This is a genomic window from Pseudomonas oligotrophica (assembly GCF_021726475.1).
Classification (GTDB): domain Bacteria; phylum Pseudomonadota; class Gammaproteobacteria; order Pseudomonadales; family Pseudomonadaceae; genus Stutzerimonas; species Stutzerimonas oligotrophica.
The window spans coordinates 249,661-271,017 of sequence record NZ_JAKJRU010000002.1; the positions used below are offsets into that span (position 1 = coordinate 249,661).

The following is a 21,357-nucleotide window of genomic DNA, read 5'->3' on the forward strand; positions in this document are numbered from 1 at the left end:
CGCTTTCCTTGATTCCCGCCAACCCAGCGATGCGGCCGGCCCTGCTATCATCGCCGGCATTTCACTGGTTCTGGACTAGCCCCATGTCTCGCGAAATCCGCATTGCTACCCGCAAGAGCGCCCTGGCCCTGTGGCAGGCCGAATACGTCAAGGCGCGCCTGGAAAGCGCCCACCCGGGCCTGAAGGTCAGCCTGGTACCCATGGTCAGTCGCGGCGACAAGCTGCTCGACGCACCGCTGGCGAAAATTGGCGGCAAGGGCCTGTTCGTCAAGGAGCTGGAGACCGCGCTGCTGGACAACGAGGCGGATATCGCCGTGCACTCGATGAAGGACGTGCCGATGGAGTTCCCCGAAGGGCTCGGGCTGTACTGCATTTGCGAGCGCGAGGATCCGCGCGATGCCTTCGTCTCCAACACCTTCGAAAGCCTCGACGCGCTGCCCGCCGGCAGCGTGGTCGGCACCTCCAGCCTGCGCCGCCAGGCGCAGCTGCTGGCGCGCCGCCCGGACCTGAAGATCCAGTTCCTGCGCGGCAACGTGAACACCCGCCTGGCCAAGCTCGACGCCGGCGAGTACGACGCCATCATCCTCGCCGCCGCCGGCCTGATCCGCCTCGGCTTTGGCGAGCGCATACGTTCTTCCATCGGTGTCGATGAGAGCCTGCCGGCCGGCGGCCAGGGCGCGGTGGGCATCGAGTGCCGCACCGGCGACCACGAGCTGCACGCGCTGCTCGCCTGCCTCAACCACGACGCCACCGCCGTGCGGGTCAAGGCCGAGCGTGCCCTCAACCGCCGGCTCAACGGCGGCTGCCAGGTGCCGATCGCCTGCTACGCCGTGCTCGAGGGCGAGCAACTGTGGCTGCGCGGCCTGGTCGGCCAGCCCGACGGCACCCAGTTGCTGCGCGCCGAGGGCCGGGCACCGCTGGCCGAGGCCGAAGCGCTGGGCGTGCAGGTGGCCGAGGCGCTGCTGGCCCAGGGCGCCGAGCAGATCCTCAAGGCGGTGTATGGCGAGGCGGGCCACGCGTGAGTGAATGGCGCCTGCTGCTGACTCGGCCGGCCGAAGAGTGCCAGGCGCTGGCCGCCGCGCTGGCCGAGGTTGGCATCCACAGCGCCAGCCTGCCGCTGCTCCGTATCGAGCCGCTGGCCGAGACCGCCGTGCAGCGCGCCATCATTCTCGAGCTCGACCGTTACAGCGCGGTGGTGGTGGTCAGCAAGCCCGCTGCGCGCCTGGGCCTGCAACGGGTCGACCGCTACTGGCCGCAGCCGCCGTTCGGCCAGCCCTGGTTCAGCGTCGGCGCTGCCACCGGGGCGATCCTGCGCGACTACGGCCTGGACGTGACCTGGCCGGAGCAGGGCGACGACAGCGAGGCGCTGCTCGCCGTGCCGCGCCTGGCCGAGGCGCTGGCCGTGCCCGACCCGAAGGTGCTGATCCTGCGTGGCGAGGGTGGTCGCGAGCACCTCGCCAGCACCTTGCGTGCACGTGGCGCCCAGGTCGACATCCTCGAACTCTACCGGCGCTGCCTGCCAGAGCATCCGCCCGGCGCGCTGCGGCAGGTCGTCGAGGCGCAGCGTCTCAACGGCCTGGTGATCAGCAGCGGGCAGGGCCTGGAATCATTGCGCGAACTGGCTGCCGAAGCCTGGCCGCAGCTGCGTGAACTACCCTTGTTCGTACCCAGCCCCCGTGTCGCCCAGATGGCCCGCGAACTGGGCGCCGAGCACGTGGTGGACTGCCGCGGTGCCGGAACCGCGGCTTTGCTGGCGGCCCTGCGCACGACCCCTGTACCCGTCTCCTGATGCAAGGATCGAATTGTGAGCGAAGCAGACTCCAACAAAGAATCGCTACAAACGCCGACCGAGAAGGTAAAACCCTCGCCCGCCAGCACGCCGAAGCCGGCGAAGGCTGGCACTGCCGCCGGTGCCGGCAAGGGGCTCGCGGCGCTGGCCCTGGCCGTCGGCCTCGGTGGCGTGCTGCTCGGCGGCTACGCCTTCTGGCAGCTGCAACAGTTCGCCGGTCGTGAGGCGCGCCAGGCCGAGACTGCGCAGGCTGCGGTGACGCAGGCCGAGCGTTCCACCGAGCAGGGCCGCCAGCTGGCCGAACGGATCGGCCGCCTGGAGCAGTTGCCCACAGCCGACGAGCTGGAAGAGCGCCGGCGCCTGCTGGCCACGCTGCAGAGCGACCAGCAGCGCCTGTCCGGACGCGTCGAGCAGGTCCTCGGTGCCAGCCGCGAGGCCTGGCGCCTGGCCGAGGCCGAGCACCTGCTGCGCATGGCGATGCTGCAGCTGTCGGCGATGCAGGACGTCAAGAGCGCGGAAATGCTCGTCCATGAAGCGGACCTGATCCTGCAGAAACAGGACGATCCCGGCGCCTATGCCACGCGACAGAAGCTGCTCGAAGGCCTGGAGGCGCTGCGCAGCCTGCCGCAGCTCGATCGCACGGGGCTGTTCCTGCAACTCGGCGCGCTACGCGGGCAGACCGCGGCACTCAGCGCGCTGGCGCCGGAGTTCGCCACCGGCGAGGCGGCGGCCGCGGACGCCAGCCAGAGCCACTGGGAGCGCTGGACCAACGAGTTGAGCCGCTACGTGCGCGTCGACCTCGATTCCGAGACCGCGGTACGCCCGCTGCTGGCCGGGCAGAGCCTGGCGCAGGTGCGCCTGGCGCTGTCGCTGGCCATCGAACAGGCCCAGTGGGCGGTGCTCAACGGCAATACCGAGGTCTATCGCCAGTCGCTGGCCCAGGCCCAGGACATGCTGGCCGGCTATTTCAGCGAGGACAACGGCCAGGCCAGCGGGCTGCGGCGCCGTCTCGGCGAGCTGGCCGGACAGCAGGTGGAAGTGCCATTGCCAGACCTGGGCCCGGCGCTCAAGGCGCTGCAGGGCTACGTCGAGAAACAGCAGCTGCCGGCCGGAGCCGGCCCCGAGGCCGAGCCTGAGTCCGCGCCGGCAACGCCTGCGCCCGAGGCCGACCGCGGGGCGGAGGGCCAGCCAGCATGAAGCGCCTGGTCCTGTGGGTCGTGGTGTTGCTCGCGGTCGTCGGTTTTCTCGCCTGGGCGATCAGCCGGAGCGCCGGCTATGTGCTGATCACCTACGACCATTTCCGCTACGAGTCGACGTTCTGGGTCTTCATCGGGCTGATCGCCGCGGCCTGGCTGCTGACGTTGCTGGTGCGCTGGCTGCTCGGTGTGCTGCAGCTGTCCGGTGCGCTGGTCAACCCCTGGTCGCGCCGCCATCGCGAGCGTCGTGCGGCCAAGGCGTCGCGCCTCGGCCTGCGCGAACTGGCCGAGGGGCAGTGGGCCAAGGCACTGGCGCACCTGAAGGTCGCCGCCGCGCATGATCGCCAGCCGCTGGTGCACTACCTGGGGGCGGCACGCGCGGCCAACGAGCTCGGTGAGCACGCGCAGAGCGATGAGCTGCTGCGCCAGGCGCAGGAACGCGAGCCCGACGCGGCGCTGGCCATCGGCCTGACCCAGGCGCAGCTGCAGATCGCCCGTGGCCAGCTGGATGAAGCCCGCGCCTCGCTGAACCAGCTCTACGATGCGCACCCGCATCATCCGCAACTGCTGGCGCTGTTGCAGCAACTCTACGTCGAGCTGCAGGACTGGCCGGCGCTCTGCCGCCTGCTGCCGGAGCTGCGCAAGCAGCGCGTGCTGGTGCCGGCGCGCCTCGACGAGCTGGAGCGCCTGGCCTGGACCGCGGCACTCGAGCAGGCCGGGCAGGCCGGCGAGGCAACGCCCGAGCAGGCACGTGAAGCCCTGGAGACGCGTTGGCAGGCGCTGCCCTCGGCGCTGCGCAGCGAACCGCTGGTGGTGCGCGCCTACGCCGACGGCCTGGCCCGCCTGGGTGACGAGGCCAAGGCCGAGGAGGTGCTGCTGGCCGCGCTCAAGCGCAGCTTCGACGACCGGCTGGTGGAGCGCTACGGGCGGGTGCGCGGGCGCGAGCCGGCGCGCCAGCTGGCCAACGCCGAAGGCTGGCTCAAGAGCCATGCGCAGAGTGCCGATCTGCTGCTGGCGCTGGGCCGCATCAGCCTGCGCAACGAGCTGTGGGGCAAGGCGCGCGACTACTTCGAGGCGAGCCTGCGCCTGGAGCATCGCGTCGAGACCTGCGCCGAGCTGGCGCGCCTGCTGACCCAGCTGGGCGACGTGGAAGGCAGCAACCGCTGCTTCCAGCAGGGCCTCGGGTTGATCGACCATCGCCTGCCCGTGGTGCGCTGAGCCGCGGCGCAGGGCGCTGCGACGGCGTCGCGGCTTTGTGCGGGACGGCTTGTAAGCCGCTCCCGCTTTCCTCTACCGTAGCGGGCTTTCCCCGCTGCGGAGTCGCCATGAACCTGGCCAGCCCACGTTCGCCGTTTTTCCTCGCTTTTGTTGCCTGTGTCCTGATGATGGCGGCGGCGCTCTACCTGGAGCATGTCGTCGGGCTGGCACCGTGCCCGCTCTGCATCGTCCAGCGCATCTGCGTCATCGGCTTCGGCCTGGTCTGCCTGGTCGCCGCGCTGCACGGCCCGGCGGCCACCGGTCGGCGCGTCTACGCCGCGTTGGCGGGGCTGTTCGCCCTGTTCGGCGGGGTGACGGCGATCCGCCAGATCTGGCTGCAGAGCGTGCCGGCCGACGAGCTGCCGGCTTGCCTGCCGAGCCTGGAATACATGATGGAGGCGCTGCCGTTCCAGGAGATCGCGCGCCTGGTCCTGCATGGCACCGCCGAGTGCGCCGAGGTCAACTGGACCATGCTCGGGCTGAGCATCCCTGAGTGGAGCCTGCTGGGCTTCATCGCCATGCTCGCGTTCGCCGGCTGGCAGCTGCTGCGTCGCGGCTGAGCCACCGATTTCCGACGCCGCGGCAGGCCATCGAACTCTGCGCCTGCCGCGGTGGTCTCTTGTCGAGGTGCGCGTGCGTCGTGCGACCTCGTGGTATCGCCAATCCGATCAGCCTCGCTTGAAGGTTGCACCATTGGGGCATAGTCTGCCCCTGTGGTTACGGAAACAGCGCCGCCACATCGCCCGCTGTGCATGCGCGGACACCGCGTCCGCGAGGGCCAATAGCCATTCGATAAGGGAAGTGAGGTCAACATGCTCGAGAGCTGTCGGAACGCCCAGGAACGCTGGGGTGGTGTGCACCTGTTGATCGATCGCTGGCTGCAGGATCGTCACGAACTGATCAACGCCTTCGACCATCTGCGCCTGGAACAGGACGCCGACGCCCGCCAGGCACTCGTTGGATTCTGCGAGCGCCTGCTGGATTACGTGTCCGCCGGGCATTTCGAGATCTACGAGCAGCTGCTGCGCGAGGCCGAGGCCTTCGGCGACGAGCGCGGCATCGAGCTGGCCCGGCAGATCTACCCGCGCATCCAGGCCATCACCGAAGTGGCGCTGGCCTTCAACGATCGCTGCGACCGCGGCGACTGCCTGGGCAGCCCCGGCCTGGCCGACGAGCTGCAGCGCCTCGGCCAGCTGCTGCAGGAGCGTTTCGAGCTGGAGGACTGCCTCATCGAAGTGCTGCACAACGCGCACCAGCAGCAGGCGGTCGCCACCGCCTGACCGGCTTCGCGGGGCGCTGCGCAGCGCCCGTCCCGGCCGGCTGGCAGGGCTGCCGCAGGGCGTCTAGTATGGGGCGCACCATTCGGCAAGGAGGCACGCAGATGCCCGCGAAGAAGAAAGCCCCTACCACCCCCCTGCAGCTGCTGCAGCAACTGTCCAGCAGCCTGGTCGTACATTTCGACAAGGCCTGCCGGCAGGCTCTGGACGATGCCGAGCAGACCCTGGCCAAGCTGGAGAAGCAGCGCGGCAAGGCGCAGGACAAGCTGCTCAAGGCGCGCGGCCGGCTGGACGAAGCCGGCACCGCCGGCAAGGCCAAGGCGCAGGCCAAGGCGCGGGCCCGCATCGACGAGCTCGAGGCGTCCATGGCGCTGCTGCAGGGCCGCCAGGGCGAAATGCTCACCTATATCGCCGAACTCAAGCGCGACGTGGCCACCGCCATGGAACTGACCCGCGGCATCCGCGAGGTCGAGCAGGGCGCGGCGGCCGCCGCCAGCCAGCTCGCGGCGGGGCAAGCGAGCCCGCGCGTGGCGGCCGCCAAGCCGAGGGCGCCGCGCACGAGCAAGGCCGCCGCGGCAAGCACCGCCAAGCCAGCTGCCAGCGCCCGCGGCGCAGCCAAGCCGGCCGCCGGCAGGTCCAGCAGTGCCGGGGCGTCTACTGCCAAGCCCGCCACAGCCAGGCAGGCCGCAGCCAAGGCGGCACCTGCTCCGTCTGCTGCCCCGAAAGCGGCCGAGAAGGCCTCCACCAAGCCTGCTTCCGCCGCGGCCAAGCCCCGCGCGACGGCCTCACGCAAGCCAGTGGCCGCCAAGCCGGCTGCGGCGGCCGCGGCCAAGCCGGCCAACCCACGCAAGCCCAGCCGGGCCCGTGCGGCCGCCAAACCGGTAGCTCCGGCAGCCAGTGAAGGTGCCGCTCAGTCGGAGCCCGGCGCCAGCTGATCCTGGTGTGCCGCGTCGCGCAGGATCTGCAGCGTGGCGCGGTCGGCTGCCGGCGGGCTCAGCTCGGCCAGCCAATCCGCCGCCGCCGGCTGCTGGTCGTCCCAGGCGCGGCAGGCGTCCTCCAGCCGCGCGAGCAGCAGGCGCTCGGCGTCCAGTTCCAGCTGCTTGAGCCGGTCGCGCAGCGCGGCCAGCGCCGGGTCGCCAGTGCTGGCCGGTTTCCATTGCCGGCGCAACTGGCGCAGCGGCGCGACCACTGCCTGCTGCCAGGGCGCGGCCATAGCGCGTAGCGCTTCGATGCGCTCCGGCGTGCAGGCTGTCGCCCGGCTTTCCAGCCAGGCGCCGCACAGCAGCAGGCAGATATCCGCGCCCTGTTCCTGCAACGCCAGGCAGGCCGCTTCGACGCCCGGTCGGGCGTAGCAGGCGAGGGCGAAGCGCCAGAGGCCCGGGACTTGCCGTTCGGGGATTTTTTTCATGATGCCGGGTTGGCCCCGCAGGCGAGCTGATAGACTTCGCCGCCATTATGATCCGACTCCAGAACCTCTCTCTACAGCGGGGCCCCCAGCGTCTGCTGGACGGCGCCGACCTGACCCTGCACCCCGGCCAGAAGGTCGGCCTGGTCGGTGCCAACGGCGCCGGCAAGTCGAGCCTGTTCGCCCTGCTGCGCGGCCAACTGGGTGCCGACGGTGGCGACTGCCTGTTGCCGCCTGACTGGCGCATCGCGCACATGCGCCAGGAGGTCGATACCCTCGAGCGCCTGGCGGTCGACTACGTGCTCGACGGCGACACCGAGCTGCGGCGCATCCAGGCCGAGCTGGCCACGGCCGAGGCGGCCCATGACGGCAACGCCCTGGCGCGCCTGCACGGCGAGCTGGACAGCGCCGGCGGCTACAGCGCCGACGCCCGGGCGCGCAAGCTGCTGGCCGGCCTGGGCTTCGACAGCGCGCAGATGGAGCGGAGCGTGGGCAGCTTTTCCGGCGGCTGGCGGATGCGCCTGAACCTGGCGCAGGCGCTGATGTGCCCGTCCGACCTGCTGCTGCTCGACGAGCCGACCAACCACCTGGACCTCGACGCAATCCTCTGGCTGGAGGAGTGGCTCAAGGGCTACCCCGGCACGCTGCTGCTGATCTCCCACGACCGCGACTTCCTCGATGCGGTGGTCGACCATGTCGTGCACCTGGAGCAGCGCAAGCTGACGCTCTACCGCGGCGGCTACTCGGCGTTCGAGCGCACCCGCGTCGAGCGCCTGGCGCAGCAGCAGCAGGCCTACGAGAAACAGCAGGTGCAGCGGGCGCACATGGAGGACTTCATCCGCCGCTTCAAGGCCAAGGCGACCAAGGCACGCCAGGCGCAGAGCCGGATCAAGGCCCTCGAGCGCCTGGAGGAGCTGGCGCCGGCGCACGTGGATTCGCCGTTCGACTTCCGTTTCCGCGAGGCCGACCGCATTTCCAGCCCGCTGCTCGATCTGCAGGAAGTCCGCCTCGGCTATGGCGACAAGGTGGTGCTCGACAAGGTCAAGCTGCAGCTGGTGCCCGGCGTGCGCATCGGCCTGCTCGGGCCCAACGGCGCCGGCAAGTCGACCCTGATCAAGACCCTGGCCGGCGAGCTCGACCCGCTGGGCGGCCGGCTGCAGCGCGGCGAGAACCTGGTGATCGGCTATTTCGCCCAGCACCAGCTCGACGCCCTGGATGCCGCGGCCAGCCCGCTGCTGCACCTGCAACGGATCGCCCCCGGCGAGCGCGAGCAGACCCTGCGCGATTTCCTCGGCGGCTTCGATTTCCGCGGCGAGCGCTGCGACGAGCCGGTGCTCAACTTCTCCGGCGGCGAGAAAGCGCGCCTGGCCCTGGCCCTGATCGCCTGGGGCAAGCCGAACCTGCTGCTGCTCGACGAGCCGACCAACCACCTGGACCTGGAGATGCGCCTGGCGCTGACCCTGGCGTTGCAGGACTTCGAGGGCGCGGTGCTGGTGGTCTCCCACGACCGCCATCTGCTCAAGAGCACCACCGACGAGTTCCTGCTGGTCGCCGACGGCCGCGTGCAAGGCTTCGATGGCGACCTGGATGATTACGCCCGTTGGCTGCTGGAATTCCGCGCGCGGCAGGAACCGGTCGCCGCCGAACCGGTCGGCGAGCGCACCGATCGCAAGGCGCAGCGCCAACAGGCGGCGGCGCTGCGCCAGCAGCTGGCGCCGCATCGCAAGAAGGCGGAGAAGCTGGAAAGCGAGCTCGGCAGCGTGCAGCAGCGCCTGGCCGAGGTCGAGGCGCGACTGGGCGATAGTCAGCTGTACGAGGCCGCGCGCAAGGACGAGCTGCGCGAATTGCTGGCACGGCAGGCCGAACTGAAGGGGCGCGAGGCCGAGCTGGAAGAGGCCTGGCTGGAGGCGCTGGAACTGTTCGAGCAGCTGCAGGGCCAGCTGGAGGCGGGTGCATGAACGAACAACTGCTGGCCATCGTCCAGGAGTGGCGTGGCCCGTTGCTGCTGGCGGCGCAGGTACTGGCGATCCTGCTGGGCGCCTACCTGCTGCAACGCCTGGTGGTGCGCGCGCTGACCCGCCTGGGTGGCCGCTACCCGCTGCCGCCGGAGCTGCTGCTGCCGGTGCGCGGCGGCATCCGCTGGCTGATCCTCGGGGGCGCGCTGATCATGGTGCTGGAGCGCTTCGGCGTCTCTGCCGCGGTGCTGTGGACGGCCATTTCCGGCTTCGTCGCGGTGGCGGCGGTGGCCTTCTTCGCGATCTGGAGCGTGCTCTCCAACCTGCTCTGCGCGGTGCTGATCCTGATGCTCGGCCCGTTCCGCCTGGGCGACGTGGTCGAGCTGGTCGAGGCGGCCGACAAGCCCATCGTCAAGGGTCGGGTGATCGACATCAACCTGCTCTACACCACCCTGGAAGAAGTCGCCGAGCCCGGAACCGGGGCCCTGGTGCAGGTGCCCAACAGCCTGTTCTTCCAGAAAGCCGTACGCCGCTGGCGTGGCGGCGACCTGCATTTCCTCAACCAGAACCTGCAAGAGAAGTAACTATGGAATGGCTCAGCAACCCGGAAATCTGGGTCGCTTTTCTGACGTTGACCGCCCTGGAGATCGTCCTCGGCATCGACAACATCATCTTTATCTCGATCCTGGTCAGCCGCCTGCCGAAGGCCCAGCAGCCGCGTGCACGCTTCTTCGGCCTGGGCCTGGCGATGGGCACGCGCATCCTGCTGCTGCTGTCGATCGCCTGGGTCATGCGCCTGACCAACGACCTGTTCAGCGTGCTCGGGCAGGGCGTGTCCGGGCGTGACCTGATCCTGTTCTTCGGCGGCCTGTTCCTGCTGTTCAAGAGCACCATGGAAATCTGGCACAGCGTCGAGGGCGAGGAGCAGGAGCAGTCGGCGGCGGGCGCGGCCAAGGCCGGCTTCATCGGCATCATCCTGCAGATCGCGGTGATCGACATCGTCTTCTCGCTCGACTCGGTGATCACCGCGGTCGGCCTGGTGGACAACGTGCCGGTGATGGTTGCCGCGATCGTCATCGCCGTGCTGGTGATGATGGCCGCCGCCGGCACCATCAGCGACTTCATCGAGCACCATCCGACGCTGAAGATCCTCGCCCTGTCGTTCCTCATCGTAGTCGGCACGCTGCTGATCGCCGAGTCGTTCGACGTGCACGTGCCCAAGGGCTACGTCTACTTCGCCATGGCCTTCTCGCTGGGTGTCGAGGCGCTGAACATCCGCATGCGCAAGGCCATGCGGCGCAAGCTCAAGGAACCGGTCAAGCTCGGCAAGGACATGCCGGACTGATCGCACCGGCCGGCTGCCGGCTGCATGGGAGATAGCAGATGTCATTCGAAACCTGGCTCGCCTTCTTCGCCGCGTGCTGGATCATCAGCCTGTCGCCGGGCGCGGGGGCCATCGCCTCGATGTCCTGCGGGCTGCAGTACGGCTTCTGGCGCGGCTACTGGAATGCCATCGGCCTGCAGCTGGCGCTGGTGCTGCAGATTGCCGTGGTCGCCGCCGGTGTCGGTGCGGTGCTGGCGACCTCGGCGCTGGCCTTCAGCCTGATCAAGTGGTTCGGCGTCGCCTACCTGCTGTGGCTGGCGCTCAAGCAGTGGCAGGCGCTGCCCGAGGCCCTGCATGACCCGGCCATCGGGCGCCCCATCGGCCGGCCGCTGAGCCTGGTGCTGCGCGGCTTCCTGGTCAATGCCAGCAACCCCAAGGCGATCGTGTTCATCCTCGCGGTGCTGCCGCAGTTCCTCGACCCGCGGGCGCCGCTGCTGATGCAGTACGTGCAGATGGCGGCGACCATGGTGCTGGTCGACCTGGTGGTCATGGCCGGCTACACCGGGCTCGCCGCGAAGGTCTTGCGCCTGCTGCGCACGCCGCGCCAGCAGCGCCTGGTCAACCGCAGCTTCGCCGCCATGTTCGCCGGCGCCGCGGCGCTGCTGGCCACCGTGCGGCGGGCCGCGGTGTGAGCGAGCCGGCCCTGCCGCTGCGCGTCTGGATCGACGCCGACGCCTGTCCGCGCGCGGCCCGCGACCAGGTGGTGAAGTTCGCCCTCAAGCGCGGCCTGGAGGTGGTGCTGGTGGCCGGGCAGAGCCAGGTCAAGCCGGCGTTCGCCTGCGTGCGGCTGATCGTGGTGCCCAGCGGGCCGGATGCCGCCGATGACTATCTGGTCGAGCATGCACAGCCCGGCGAGCTGGTGATCTGCAGCGACGTGCCGCTGGCCGACCGGCTGGTGAAGAAGGGCGTGGCGGCGCTTGACCCGCGCGGCCGCGAGTTCGACCCGCGCAACATGGGCGAGCGCCTGGCGGTGCGCAACCTGTTCACCGACCTGCGCGAACAGGGCCAGATGTACGGCGGCCAGGCCGCCTACGGCGAGCGCGATCGACAGGCCTTCGCCAACGCCCTGGATCGCCTGCTCACCCGGCTGATGCGCGAGCGCTGAGCCACGCGTTCAGCCGCACAGGTAGGTGCCGGTGCCGACGGCGATCAGCAGGCCGTCTTCGTTGTGCAGTTCCGAACGCACCACTGCGACCTTGTTGCCCGAGCGCAGCAGCATGGCGGTGGCGCTGAAGCGCTGGCCGCGTCCGGGGCGCAGGTAGTCGATGCGCAGGTCGATGGTGCCGAGCCGGGCCAGCTTGGCCGCGCGCTCGGCCTCGTCCAGGTGACGGTGGCGGTCGAAGGCACCGACCATCGCCATGGCACCGCCGGCGACGTCCAGCAGCGAGGCGATCACCCCGCCATGCAGGATGCCGTGGACGAAGTTGCCGATCAGCTGCGGCTTCATCGGCAGGTGCATGACCACCCGCTCGGGGCCGATCTCGTCCAGCTCCATGCCCAGTTCGCGGTTGAAGGGGATGTGCTCGAACAGCTGGCGCACGGCTTCGTGCTCGGCCAGGGTCAGGTCGCCGTGTCGGTTCATCGCAGCAGGCTCCGCGCAAGGGAAGCGACACGCTGCCTCAGGGCAGGGCGCGACGCCAGGGGCGGGGCGGGTGCGACGGTTCGATTGGCCGGATCGCCCTCGGCGTGGCGTCGCAGGCGGGCCGCAGCGGCGGCCCGCGGCGGGCGGTCAGGCCTCGTGGGTCATTTCCAGTACGCGGTCGACCAGCTTGTAGATGCCGCCGGCCGCCTGGCTGATGGACTCGGCCAGCATGTAGGCGGGGGTGGTGACCAGCTTGTGCTTCGGGTCTTCGACGATGTCGCTGACCTCGCAGGGCTGGTGCTCGGCGCCCATCTGCACCACCGCCTTGGCGGCATCGTCCTCGTCGCTGCCCAGGGTGCAGACCACGCCCTTGCCGAAGATCTGCGCGGCCATGGTCGGCGCGATGCACATCATGCCGACCGGCTTGCCGGCCCGGGCGAATTCCTGGGCCACGCGCAGCACCTCGGGCAGCACCTGGCTGGCGGCACCCTGGCTGGCGAAGGAGCTGAGGTTCTTCGCCGCGCCGAAGCCGCCCGGCATGATCAGCGCGTCGAAGTCCTCGGCACGCGCCTCGCGAAGGTCCTTGATGTTGCCGCGGGCCAGGCGCGCCGCCTCGGTCAGCACGTTGCGGCTCTCGGGCATCTCCTCGCCGGTCATGTGGTTGACGACATGGGCCTGCGGGATGTCCGGCGCGAAGCACTGCACGCTGGCACCCCGCTGGTCCAGGCGCAGCAGGGTGATGACGCTCTCATAGATCTCCGAGCCGTCGTAGACACCACAGCCGGACAGGATCACGGCGACTTTCTTGTTCATGGCGATACTCCTGGATGGGTTCGATGCCCCGGGCGGGGCGGGTGCAAGGCCGATGCTAAAGCCTGGGCGGTCGCCAGGTAAGCCCCTGCATGGCCGATTGGATGGCGCCTGCGCGTGGGCGTTCCGCTGGCCACCGGCGCGGGCGACAAAGCACTGGCATGGGGCGCGCCGGCTGGCCACAATGACGGATTCGCGGTGGCGGAACCGGCTGTAACCGTTCTGTCATGCTGCCGCCCTATATCTATGTCACATTCGCCCGCCCTGCGGGCCAGGAGTCCGTTGTGAGCTTCGTTCCTGCCGATCGGCTGTTTCCCGCCACCCGCCTGCGCCGCAACCGCCGCGACGATTTTTCCCGTCGCCTGGTGCGCGAGAACAGGCTGAGCGTCGATGACCTGATCCTGCCGGTGTTCGTCCTCGACGGCGAGAATCGTCGCGAGAGCGTGCCCTCGATGCCGGGCGTCGAGCGGCTGTCGATCGACCTGCTGCTGGAGGAGGCCGAGGAGCTGGTCGCGCTGGGCATCCCGGCATTCGCACTGTTCCCGGTGACGCCGCTGGAGAAGAAGTCGCTGGACGCCGCCGAGGCCTGGAACCCCGAGGGCATTGCCCAGCGCGCCACCCGCGCCCTGCGCGAGCGCTTCCCCGAGCTCGGCATCATCACCGACGTGGCGCTCGACCCCTTCACCACCCATGGCCAGGACGGCATCCTCGACGAGGATGGCTACGTGCAGAACGATGTGACCGTCGATGCGCTGGTGCGCCAGGCGCTGTCGCACGCCGAAGCCGGTGCCCAGGTGGTCGCGCCGTCGGACATGATGGACGGCCGCATCCAGGCGATCCGCGAGGCGCTGGAAGTCGCCGGCCATCACAACGTGCGCATCATGGCCTACTCGGCCAAGTACGCCAGCGCCTACTACGGCCCGTTCCGCGACGCGGTCGGCTCGGCCGGCAACCTCGGCAAGGGCAGCAAGAACACCTACCAGATGGACCCGGCCAACGGCGACGAGGCGCTGCACGAGGTCGCCGCGGACCTCGCCGAAGGTGCCGACATGGTGATGGTCAAGCCGGGGCAGCCGTACCTGGACATCGTCTGGCGCGTGAAGGAGGCGTTCAAGGCGCCGACCTTCGTCTACCAGGTCAGCGGCGAGTACGCCATGCACATGGCGGCCATCCAGAACGGCTGGCTTTCCGAGGCGGTGATCCTCGAGTCTTTGGTCGGCTTCAAGCGCGCCGGGGCCGATGGCATCCTCACCTACTTCGCCAAGCACGCCGCACAACAACTGAAACGGGGCCAGTGAGCCCGGGGCACACATGAATCAGGGACTCAGCGAAACGCAGTTGCAGATCGATGATGCGCAGGAGGTGGCGGCCCGGCCGGCCGCCGAGCCGGTGGTGCCGGAGCCGCCGGCAGTCGAACCGGAACCGGCGCCGCCCGCCCCGGTTGCGAACCTGGATGACACCAGCCTGTACATCCATCGAGAACTGTCGCAACTGCAATTCAACATCCGCGTGCTGGAGCAGGCGCTGGACGAGTCCTACCCACTGCTCGAGCGGCTGAAGTTCCTGCTGATCTTCTCCAGCAACCTCGACGAGTTCTTCGAGATCCGGGTCGCCGGGCTGAAGAAGCGCGTCACCTTCGCCCGCGAGCAGGCCGGCGCCGACGGCCTGCAGCCGCACCAGGCGCTGGCGCGCATCTGCGAGGTGGTCCACGAGCAGGTCGAGCGGCAGTACGCGATCCTCAACGAGGTGCTGCTGCCGGAGCTGGCCAAGCACCAGATCCGCTTCATCCGCCGCCGCCACTGGACCACCAAGCTCAAGGCCTGGGTGCGGCGCTATTTCCGCGACGAGATCGCGCCGATCATCACGCCGATCGGCCTGGACCCGACGCACCCCTTCCCGCTGCTGGTCAACAAGAGCCTGAACTTCATCGTCGAGCTCGAAGGTATCGACGCCTTCGGCCGCGACTCGGGCCTGGCGATCATCCCGGCGCCGCGCTCGCTGCCACGGGTGATCCGCGTGCCGGAGGAGGTCAGCGGCGCGGGCGACCACTTCGTCTTCCTCTCCTCGATGATCCACGCGCATGCCGACGACCTGTTCCATGGCATGCGCGTCAAGGGCTGCTACCAGTTCCGCCTGACCCGCAACGCCGACCTCTCGGTCGATACCGAGGACGTCGAGGACCTGGCCCGTGCCCTGCGCGGGGAGCTGATCTCGCGGCGCTATGGCGACGCGGTGCGCCTGGAGGTGGTCGACACCTGCCCGAAGCACCTGGCCGACTTCCTGCTCAAGCAGTTCGGCCTGGCCGAGAGCGAGATGTACCGGGTCAACGGGCCGGTCAACCTGACCCGGCTGTTCAGCGTCACCGGCCTGGACAGCCACCCGGAGCTGCAGTACGCGCCGTTCACGCCGTCGATTCCCAAGTTGCTGCATAACAGCGAGAACATCTTCAGCGTGGTCGGCAAGCAGGACATCCTGCTGATGCACCCGTTCGAGTCGTTCACTCCCGTGGTCGACCTGCTGCGCGAGGCGGCCAAGGACCCGAACGTGCTGGCGGTCAAGCAGACCCTGTACCGCTCCGGGGCGAACTCCGAGATCGTCGACGCGCTGGTCGAGGCGGCGCGTAACGGCAAGGAGGTCACCGCGGTGATCGAGCTGCGCGCGCGCTTCGACGAGGAATCCAACCTGCAGCTGGCCAGCCGCCTGCAACAGGCCGGCGCGGTGGTGATCTACGGCGTGGTCGGCTACAAGACCCACGCCAAGATGATGCTGATCCTGCGCCGCGAGAACGGCGAGCTGTGTCGCTACGCGCACCTGGGCACCGGCAATTACCACGCCGGCAACGCGCGCCTGTACACCGACTACAGCCTGCTGACCTCCGATGACGCGCTGTGCGAGGATGTCTCCAAGCTGTTCAGCCAGCTGATCGGCATGGGCAAGGTGATGCGCATGAAGAAGCTGCTGCATTCGCCGTTCACCCTGAAGAAGGCGCTGCTCGACCTGATCGCCCAGGAGACCCAGCACGCCGCCGAAGGCAAGCCGGCGCACATCATCCTCAAGATCAACTCGCTGACCGATGCGAAGATGATCAAGGCGCTGTACAAGGCCAGCCAGACCGGCGTGCGCATCGACCTGATCGTGCGCGGCATGTGCTGCCTGCGCCCGGGCATCGCCGGCGTCTCGCACAACATCCAGGTGCGCTCGATCATCGGTCGCTTCCTCGAGCACAGCCGGGTGTTCTACTTCCACAACGACGGCGACGAGAAGCTCTATTTGTCCAGCGCCGACTGGATGGAACGCAACCTCGACCGCCGCGTGGAAACCTGCTTCCCGGTCGAGGGCAAGAAGTTGGTGACGCGGGTGAAGAAGGAGCTCGAGGCATTCCTCACCGACAACACGCAGAGCTGGATCCTGCAGCCCGACGGCAGCTACGTGCGCAACAGTCCGACCGGCAACCAGCTCGCGCGCAGCGTGCAGAACACCCTGCTCGAGCGGCTGAGCAACACCGCCGGGCGTTGAGCCCGGCGCGCGGCAGGAGGGGCAAGGCCCGGCATGTGCCGGGCCTTTTCGTCAGCGCACGTTGAGCGTGAAGTCGATGCGCTTGAGCCACTCGGCTTCCTGGGCGAAGTCGGCAGCGGTCAGCGGATTGCTCTGCAGCCAGTCACCGGGGAACAGCACTTCCATGCTGTCGCCGCTGACCTTGAGCTGGTATTCCGGCGCCTGCTGCGGGCCGCGGATGTGGTGAAAGAGGATGGCGAAGCGCAGCAGCACGCAGAGGCGGGTCAGCTTGATGCCGTCCTCGCTGAGCTCCTCGAATCGGGCCTTGGGGATGTTGCGCCGGTGGCCTCGCACCAGCAGCGCGAGCATCTGCTGGTCCTGGCGGGAGAAGCCCGGCAGGTCGGAGTGCTCGATCAGGTAGGCGCCGTGCTTGTGGTAGTGGTAGTGGGCGATGTCCAGGCCCACCTCGTGGATGCGTGCGGCCCAGCCGAGCAGCTCGCGCAGGCGCTCGTCGTCCAGGCCCCAGTCGGCCGCCACCTGGTCGAAGGCCTCCAGCGCCTTGGCCTCGACCCGTGCCGCCTGCGCGGTATCGACGTGGTAGCGCTCCATGAGGAAGCTCAGGGTGCGGTCGCGCACGTCCTCGCGGTGATGCCGGCCGAGCAGGTCGTAGAGCACGCCCTCGCGCAGGGCACCCTCCGAATGACTCATGCTCTGCAGTTCGAGGGCGTCGAAGATCGCCTCGAGGATGGCCAGGCCGGCGGGAAACACGCCGCGGCGGTCCGGCTTGATGCCGTCCAGCTCGATGCGCTCGACGTCGCCGAGCTTGAACAGCCGACTCTTGAGCCAGGCGATGCCGCCCGGGTTGACCTCGCCGTTGCCCTGGCCGGCGGCCTGGATCGCCTGCGCCACGGCGCGAATCGTTCCCGAGGCGCCGATGCTCTGTTCCCAGCCCTGCCGGCGCAGGCTCTGCTCGATGCCCATCAGCTCCAGGCGAGCCGCGGTGTAGGCCTGGGCATAGCGCGCCGGGGTGATCTTGCCGTCGCGGAAGAAGCGCTGGGTATAGCTGACGCAGCCCATCTGCAGGCTCTCGCGCAGCTGCGAGTCGAAATGCTCGCCGATGATGAACTCGGTGCTGCCGCCGCCGATGTCGGCGACCAGGCGCTTGCCGGGCGCGCCGGGGTAGGTGTGGGCGACGCCGAGGTAGATCAGGCGGGCCTCCTCGCGGCCGGAGATCACCTCCACCTGGTGGTTGATGATCGATTCGGCGCGGCGGATGAACTCGGCACGGTTGCGCGCTTCGCGCAGGGCGTTGGTGCCGACCACGCGCACCGCGCCTTCGGGCAGGTGGTTGACCAGCTGGGCGAAGCGCCGCAGGCAGTCCAGGCCGCGCTGCATGGCGGCTTCGTCGAGCAGCCGCTGCTCGGTGATGCCGGCGGCCAGCTGCACCTTTTCGCCGAGCCGTTCGAGGATCCGCAGCTCGCCGTTGCTGGTGCGGGCCAGCACCATGTGGAAACTGTTGGAGCCCAGGTCCAGGGCGGCGATCAGGGGAAAGGCATCGGAGGAAGTCGTGCGCATGGGCGGGTCTCGGAGCGGAACCGCGTCATCGTGACATGATCGACAGCTCATCGCCAACGCGGGGCGACGTCATGCCGCCGGGCGCGCGCCGGGCGATGGGCTGCGGCTTTCGATCCGCCGGCAACGGGGCTATGATGACGCCCACTTTCTGTTCGAAACCTGGAGACATCCATGAGCGAGTACATCCACAACGTAACCGACACCAGCTTCGAGCAGGACGTGCTCCAGGCCGACGGTCCGGTGCTGGTCGACTACTGGGCCGAGTGGTGCGGCCCCTGCAAGATGATCGCTCCGGTGCTCGACGAGATTGCCAAGGACTACGAAGGCAAGCTCAAGGTGTGCAAGCTGAACATCGATGAAAACCAGGAAACCCCGCCCAAGTACGGCGTGCGTGGCATTCCGACGCTGATGCTGTTCAAGAACGGCAACGTCGAGGCGACCAAGGTCGGCGCCCTGTCCAAGTCGCAGCTGGCGGCCTTCCTGGACAGCAATATCTGAGCCTTCCGGCTCGGCCAAGGCCCTCGCAGATGCGGGGGCTTTTTTATGGGCGCAGGGTGGACGCTCGCGACATGCGGTGATAAATTCGGCCCCGCGACGCATTCTTCGTCGCCCTCTTGCATGTCGTCGCCGACGCACTTCAGCCTCTTGAAGCACAACGAACCCTCGTTCGTCTCCTGCAGCTCGGCCGCCCAAGCCCACGCTTCCGACCCCTCCTTGATCTTTCTATGAATCTGACCGAACTCAAGCAAAAGCCCATCACCGAACTGCTGGACATGGCCGAACAGATGGGCATCGAAAACATGGCCCGTTCGCGCAAGCAGGACGTGATCTTCTCGCTGCTCAAGAAGCATGCGAAGAGTGGCGAGGAGATTTCCGGTGATGGTGTGCTGGAGATCCTGCAGGACGGTTTCGGCTTCCTGCGCAGCGCGGATTCCTCCTACCTGGCCGGCCCCGATGACATCTATGTCTCGCCGAGCCAGATCCGCCGCTTCAACCTGCGTACCGGTGACACCATCGTCGGCAAGATCCGCCCGCCGAAGGAAGGCGAGCGCTACTTCGCCCTGCTCAAGGTCGACTCGATCAACTACGATCGCCCGGAAAACGCCAAGAGCAAGATCCTGTTCGAGAACCTCACCCCGCTGTTCCCCAACGAGCGGCTGAAGATGGAGGCCGGCAACGGCTCCACCGAGGACCTCACCGGCCGCGTCATCGACCTGACCGCGCCGATCGGCAAGGGCCAGCGCGGCCTGATCGTCGCCCCGCCGAAAGCGGGCAAGACCATCATGCTGCAGAACATCGCGGCCAACATCACCCGCAACAACCCCGAGTGCCACCTGATCGTCCTCTTGATCGACGAGCGCCCGGAGGAAGTGACCGAGATGCAGCGCACCGTGCGCGGCGAAGTGGTCGCCTCCACCTTCGACGAACCGCCGACCCGCCATGTGCAGGTCGCCGAGATGGTGATCGAGAAGGCCAAGCGCCTGGTCGAGCACAAGAAGGACGTGGTCATCCTGCTCGACTCCATCACCCGCCTGGCGCGTGCCTACAACACCGTGATCCCGAGCTCCGGCAAGGTGCTGACCGGTGGTGTCGACGCCCACGCCCTGGAGAAGCCCAAGCGCTTCTTCGGCGCGGCGCGCAACATCGAGGAAGGCGGCAGCCTGACCATCCTCGCCACCGCGCTGGTGGAAACCGGCTCGAAGATGGACGAGGTGATCTACGAGGAATTCAAGGGCACCGGCAACCTCGAGCTGCAGCTGGATCGTCGCATCGCCGAGAAGCGCGTGTTCCCGGCGATCAACATCAACCGCTCCGGCACCCGCCGCGAGGAGTTGCTGACCGCCGAGGACGAACTGCAGCGCATGTGGATCCTGCGCAAGCTGCTGCATCCGATGGACGAGATCGCGGCCATCGAGTTCCTGCTCGACAAGCTCAAGGACACCAAGACCAACGACGAATTCTTCATGTCGATGAAGCGCAAGTAAGCGTCGGGTCGTTTCACCGAGGCCGGGGAAACCCGGCCTTCGTCTGTCTGCCGGTTTGGATTTGCCCGGCCCGCGGCTACACTCTGCGGCCGAACCCTGCCGGACCCTGCGAGGCTCATGCATGCAGTACCGTGATCTGCGCGAATTCATCAGCGGCCTGGAACGGCGCGGCCAGCTCAGGCGCATCGCCACACCCGTGTCGCCTGTGCTGGAAATGACCGAGATCTGCGACCGCACCTTGCGCAAGCAGGGGCCGGCGCTGCTGTTCGAGAAGCCGACCGGCTTCGACATGCCGGTGCTCGGCAACCTGTTCGGCACGCCCGGGCGGGTGGCGCTGGGCATGGGCGCCGAGGACGTCGGCGAGCTGCGCGAGATCGGCAAGCTGCTGGCCTTTCTCAAGGAGCCGGAGCCGCCGAAGGGGCTGAAGGATGCCTGGAGCAAGCTGCCGATCTACAAGAAGGTCATCAGCATGGCGCCCAAGGTACTCAAGGATGCGCCCTGCCAGGAAGTGATCCTCGAGGGCGACGACGTCGACCTGGCGAAGATCCCGGTGCAGCACTGCTGGCCGGGGGACGCCGCGCCGCTGATCACCTGGGGCCTGACCATCACCCGCGGGCCGAACAAGGAACGGCAGAACCTCGGCATCTACCGCCAGCAGGTGATCGGCCGCAACAAGGTGATCATGCGCTGGCTGAGCCACCGCGGCGGCGCGCTCGACTACCGCGAGTGGTGCCAGAAGTATCCGGACCGGCCCTATCCGGTGGCCGTGGCGCTGGGTGCCGATCCGGCAACCATCCTCGGTGCGGTCACGCCGGTGCCCGATACCCTCTCCGAATATGCCTTCGCCGGCCTGCTGCGCGGCTCGCGCACCGAGCTGGTCAAGGCCATCGGCTCGGACCTGCAGGTGCCGGCCTACGCCGAGATCGTCCTCGAGGGGCATATCTACCCGGGCGAGACCGCACCGGAAGGCCCCTACGGCGACCACACCGGTTACTACAACGAGGTCGACACCTTTCCGGTGTTCACCGTCGAGCGCATCACCCATCGCCAGAATCCGGTCTACCACAGCACCTATACCGGCCGGCCGCCGGACGAGCCGGCGATCCTCGGCGTGGCGCTGAACGAAGTGTTCGTGCCGATCCTGCAGAAGCAGTTCCCGGAAATCGTCGACTTCTACCTGCCGCCCGAAGGCTGTTCCTATCGCATGGCGGTGGTGACCATGAAGAAGCAGTACCCCGGGCATGCCAAGCGGGTGATGCTCGGCGTCTGGTCGTTCCTGCGCCAGTTCATGTACACCAAGTTCGTCATCGTCACCGACGACGACATCAACGCCCGCGACTGGAATGACGTGATCTGGGCCATCACCACGCGCATGGACCCCAAGCGCGACACCGTGCTGATCGACAACACCCCGATCGACTACCTCGACTTCGCTTCGCCAGTCTCCGGGCTGGGCTCGAAGATGGGTCTGGACGCGACCCACAAGTGGCCGGGCGAGACCAGCCGCGAGTGGGGCCGTGCCATCGTCCAGGACGAGGCGGTGAAGCGGCGGGTCGATGAACTCTGGGACCAGCTGGGTATCGACTGACAACAGGGCGCGCAGACGCCCGGCAGCCTTGGCGGAACATCCGCTCAACGATCGACGTG

20 protein-coding genes and 1 pseudogene are annotated in these 21,357 nt (G+C 68.4%); 17 read left to right on the forward strand and 4 right to left on the reverse strand.

Annotated elements, in window-relative coordinates; all coding sequences use genetic code 11:
* Positions 1–83 precede the first annotated feature (83 nt).
* From hemC to L3N39_RS05130, 7 genes are all read left to right on the forward strand, one after another.
* Positions 84–1,022, forward strand: coding sequence for a hydroxymethylbilane synthase (gene hemC, locus L3N39_RS05100; protein ID WP_237256207.1), 939 nt, complete (start codon positions 84–86; stop codon positions 1,020–1,022).
* A complete protein-coding gene (locus L3N39_RS05105) occupies positions 1,019–1,789 on the forward strand; it encodes a uroporphyrinogen-III synthase (RefSeq protein WP_237256208.1) in 771 nt (256 codons plus the stop codon). The genes hemC and L3N39_RS05105 overlap by 4 nt, the downstream gene beginning before the upstream one ends.
* Before the next feature lie 15 nt (positions 1,790–1,804).
* Complete coding sequence (locus tag L3N39_RS05110; RefSeq protein ID WP_237256209.1) at positions 1,805–2,986, forward strand: uroporphyrinogen-III C-methyltransferase; 1,182 nt, start codon at positions 1,805–1,807, stop codon at positions 2,984–2,986.
* Complete coding sequence (locus L3N39_RS05115; protein ID WP_237256210.1) at positions 2,983–4,203, forward strand: heme biosynthesis HemY N-terminal domain-containing protein; 1,221 nt, start codon at positions 2,983–2,985, stop codon at positions 4,201–4,203. The genes L3N39_RS05110 and L3N39_RS05115 overlap by 4 nt, the downstream gene beginning before the upstream one ends.
* 107 nt (positions 4,204–4,310) lie before the next feature.
* Entirely contained in the window at positions 4,311–4,802 is a 492-nt protein-coding gene (locus L3N39_RS05120) for a disulfide bond formation protein B (RefSeq protein ID WP_237256211.1), read from the forward strand.
* 252 nt (positions 4,803–5,054) lie between these two features.
* Complete coding sequence (gene rsd, locus L3N39_RS05125; RefSeq protein ID WP_237256212.1) at positions 5,055–5,522, forward strand: sigma D regulator; 468 nt, start codon at positions 5,055–5,057, stop codon at positions 5,520–5,522.
* A gap of 101 nt (positions 5,523–5,623) precedes the next feature.
* Positions 5,624–6,454, forward strand: a complete 831-nt coding sequence (locus L3N39_RS05130; RefSeq protein WP_237256213.1) for an AlgP family protein — start codon at positions 5,624–5,626, stop codon at positions 6,452–6,454.
* Here the strand turns inward: L3N39_RS05130 and L3N39_RS05135 are convergent.
* The gene (locus tag L3N39_RS05135) at positions 6,430–6,927 is read right to left on the reverse strand and encodes a TIGR02444 family protein (RefSeq protein ID WP_237256214.1); all 498 of its coding nucleotides are present in this window, start codon (positions 6,925–6,927) and stop codon (positions 6,430–6,432) included. The two genes, L3N39_RS05130 and L3N39_RS05135, sit on opposite strands and share 25 nt — an antisense overlap.
* Before the next feature lie 47 nt (positions 6,928–6,974).
* Between L3N39_RS05135 and L3N39_RS05140 the strand changes: the two genes are divergently transcribed.
* From L3N39_RS05140 to L3N39_RS05160, 5 genes and pseudogenes are all read left to right on the forward strand, one after another.
* The gene (locus L3N39_RS05140) at positions 6,975–8,882 is read left to right on the forward strand and encodes an ATP-binding cassette domain-containing protein (RefSeq protein WP_237256215.1); all 1,908 of its coding nucleotides are present in this window, start codon (positions 6,975–6,977) and stop codon (positions 8,880–8,882) included.
* Positions 8,879–9,463, forward strand: a complete 585-nt coding sequence (locus L3N39_RS05145) for a mechanosensitive ion channel family protein (RefSeq protein WP_237256216.1) — start codon at positions 8,879–8,881, stop codon at positions 9,461–9,463. The genes L3N39_RS05140 and L3N39_RS05145 overlap by 4 nt, the downstream gene beginning before the upstream one ends.
* A 2-nt stretch (positions 9,464–9,465) precedes the next feature.
* Positions 9,466–10,224, forward strand: a complete 759-nt coding sequence (locus tag L3N39_RS05150) for a TerC family protein (protein ID WP_237256217.1) — start codon at positions 9,466–9,468, stop codon at positions 10,222–10,224.
* Positions 10,225–10,262: 38 nt separating this feature from the next.
* Entirely contained in the window at positions 10,263–10,895 is a 633-nt protein-coding gene (locus L3N39_RS05155; protein ID WP_237256218.1) for a LysE family transporter, read from the forward strand.
* Positions 10,896–10,912: 17 nt separating this feature from the next.
* A pseudogene (locus L3N39_RS05160) lies at positions 10,913–11,393 on the forward strand (YaiI/YqxD family protein).
* On the opposite strand, the gene L3N39_RS05165 reads toward L3N39_RS05160, so the two are convergent.
* Positions 11,378–11,845, reverse strand: a complete 468-nt coding sequence (locus L3N39_RS05165) for a thioesterase family protein (RefSeq protein WP_237256219.1) — start codon at positions 11,843–11,845, stop codon at positions 11,378–11,380. The pseudogene L3N39_RS05160 and the gene L3N39_RS05165 sit on opposite strands and share 16 nt — an antisense overlap.
* Positions 11,846–11,992: 147 nt before the next feature.
* Positions 11,993–12,658 carry an isoprenoid biosynthesis glyoxalase ElbB gene (elbB, locus tag L3N39_RS05170; RefSeq protein ID WP_237256220.1) on the reverse strand — a complete coding sequence of 222 codons (666 nt, stop codon included), beginning with the start codon at positions 12,656–12,658 and terminating at the stop codon, positions 11,993–11,995.
* A gap of 281 nt (positions 12,659–12,939) precedes the next feature.
* Here elbB and hemB point away from each other — a divergent pair, with 281 nt between their 5' ends.
* Together hemB and ppk1 are read left to right on the forward strand one after the other, a co-directional pair.
* Positions 12,940–13,953: a porphobilinogen synthase gene (hemB, locus tag L3N39_RS05175; protein WP_237256221.1), complete on the forward strand. Its 1,014-nt coding sequence runs from the start codon at positions 12,940–12,942 to the stop codon at positions 13,951–13,953.
* Positions 13,954–13,966: 13 nt separating this feature from the next.
* Positions 13,967–16,171, forward strand: a complete 2,205-nt coding sequence (gene ppk1, locus L3N39_RS05180; RefSeq protein ID WP_237256222.1) for a polyphosphate kinase 1 — start codon at positions 13,967–13,969, stop codon at positions 16,169–16,171.
* A 51-nt stretch (positions 16,172–16,222) separates the two neighbouring features.
* Here the strand turns inward: ppk1 and ppx are convergent, their stop codons facing one another.
* Positions 16,223–17,725 (reverse strand): exopolyphosphatase, encoded by a 1,503-nt coding sequence (gene ppx / locus L3N39_RS05185; protein WP_237256223.1) that lies wholly within the window; start codon positions 17,723–17,725, stop codon positions 16,223–16,225.
* Between the two features lie 171 nt (positions 17,726–17,896).
* Here ppx and trxA point away from each other — a divergent pair, with 171 nt between their 5' ends.
* The 3 genes from trxA (at position 17,897) to ubiD (ending at position 21,298) form a co-directional block, all read left to right on the forward strand.
* The gene (gene trxA, locus L3N39_RS05190; protein ID WP_043218273.1) at positions 17,897–18,223 is read left to right on the forward strand and encodes a thioredoxin TrxA; all 327 of its coding nucleotides are present in this window, start codon (positions 17,897–17,899) and stop codon (positions 18,221–18,223) included.
* Positions 18,224–18,450: 227 nt separating this feature from the next.
* Positions 18,451–19,710 (forward strand): transcription termination factor Rho, encoded by a 1,260-nt coding sequence (gene rho / locus L3N39_RS05195; RefSeq protein WP_237256224.1) that lies wholly within the window; start codon positions 18,451–18,453, stop codon positions 19,708–19,710.
* Between the two features lie 121 nt (positions 19,711–19,831).
* The gene (gene ubiD / locus L3N39_RS05200; RefSeq protein WP_237256225.1) at positions 19,832–21,298 is read left to right on the forward strand and encodes a 4-hydroxy-3-polyprenylbenzoate decarboxylase; all 1,467 of its coding nucleotides are present in this window, start codon (positions 19,832–19,834) and stop codon (positions 21,296–21,298) included.
* The last annotated feature ends 59 nt before the right edge of the window (positions 21,299–21,357 follow it).

Bases quoted from the DNA above. Each gene is read 5' to 3' on its own strand.
- hemC (WP_237256207.1), top strand. From the start codon at position 84: ATGTCTCGCGAAATCCGCATTGCTACCCGCAAGAGCGCCCTGGCCCTG.
- L3N39_RS05115 (WP_237256210.1), top strand. From the start codon at position 2,983: ATGAAGCGCCTGGTCCTGTGGGTCGTGGTGTTGCTCGCGGTCGTCGGT.
- L3N39_RS05120 (WP_237256211.1), top strand. From the start codon at position 4,311: ATGAACCTGGCCAGCCCACGTTCGCCGTTTTTCCTCGCTTTTGTTGCC.
- rsd (WP_237256212.1), top strand. From the start codon at position 5,055: ATGCTCGAGAGCTGTCGGAACGCCCAGGAACGCTGGGGTGGTGTGCAC.
- L3N39_RS05130 (WP_237256213.1), top strand. From the start codon at position 5,624: ATGCCCGCGAAGAAGAAAGCCCCTACCACCCCCCTGCAGCTGCTGCAG.
- L3N39_RS05135 (WP_237256214.1), bottom strand. From the start codon at position 6,927: ATGAAAAAAATCCCCGAACGGCAAGTCCCGGGCCTCTGGCGCTTCGCC.
- L3N39_RS05140 (WP_237256215.1), top strand. From the start codon at position 6,975: ATGATCCGACTCCAGAACCTCTCTCTACAGCGGGGCCCCCAGCGTCTG.
- L3N39_RS05145 (WP_237256216.1), top strand. From the start codon at position 8,879: ATGAACGAACAACTGCTGGCCATCGTCCAGGAGTGGCGTGGCCCGTTG.
- L3N39_RS05150 (WP_237256217.1), top strand. From the start codon at position 9,466: ATGGAATGGCTCAGCAACCCGGAAATCTGGGTCGCTTTTCTGACGTTG.
- L3N39_RS05155 (WP_237256218.1), top strand. From the start codon at position 10,263: ATGTCATTCGAAACCTGGCTCGCCTTCTTCGCCGCGTGCTGGATCATC.
- L3N39_RS05165 (WP_237256219.1), bottom strand. From the start codon at position 11,845: ATGAACCGACACGGCGACCTGACCCTGGCCGAGCACGAAGCCGTGCGC.
- elbB (WP_237256220.1), bottom strand. From the start codon at position 12,658: ATGAACAAGAAAGTCGCCGTGATCCTGTCCGGCTGTGGTGTCTACGAC.
- ppk1 (WP_237256222.1), top strand. From the start codon at position 13,967: ATGAATCAGGGACTCAGCGAAACGCAGTTGCAGATCGATGATGCGCAG.
- ppx (WP_237256223.1), bottom strand. From the start codon at position 17,725: ATGCGCACGACTTCCTCCGATGCCTTTCCCCTGATCGCCGCCCTGGAC.
- trxA (WP_043218273.1), top strand. From the start codon at position 17,897: ATGAGCGAGTACATCCACAACGTAACCGACACCAGCTTCGAGCAGGAC.
- rho (WP_237256224.1), top strand. From the start codon at position 18,451: ATGAATCTGACCGAACTCAAGCAAAAGCCCATCACCGAACTGCTGGAC.
- ubiD (WP_237256225.1), top strand. From the start codon at position 19,832: ATGCAGTACCGTGATCTGCGCGAATTCATCAGCGGCCTGGAACGGCGC.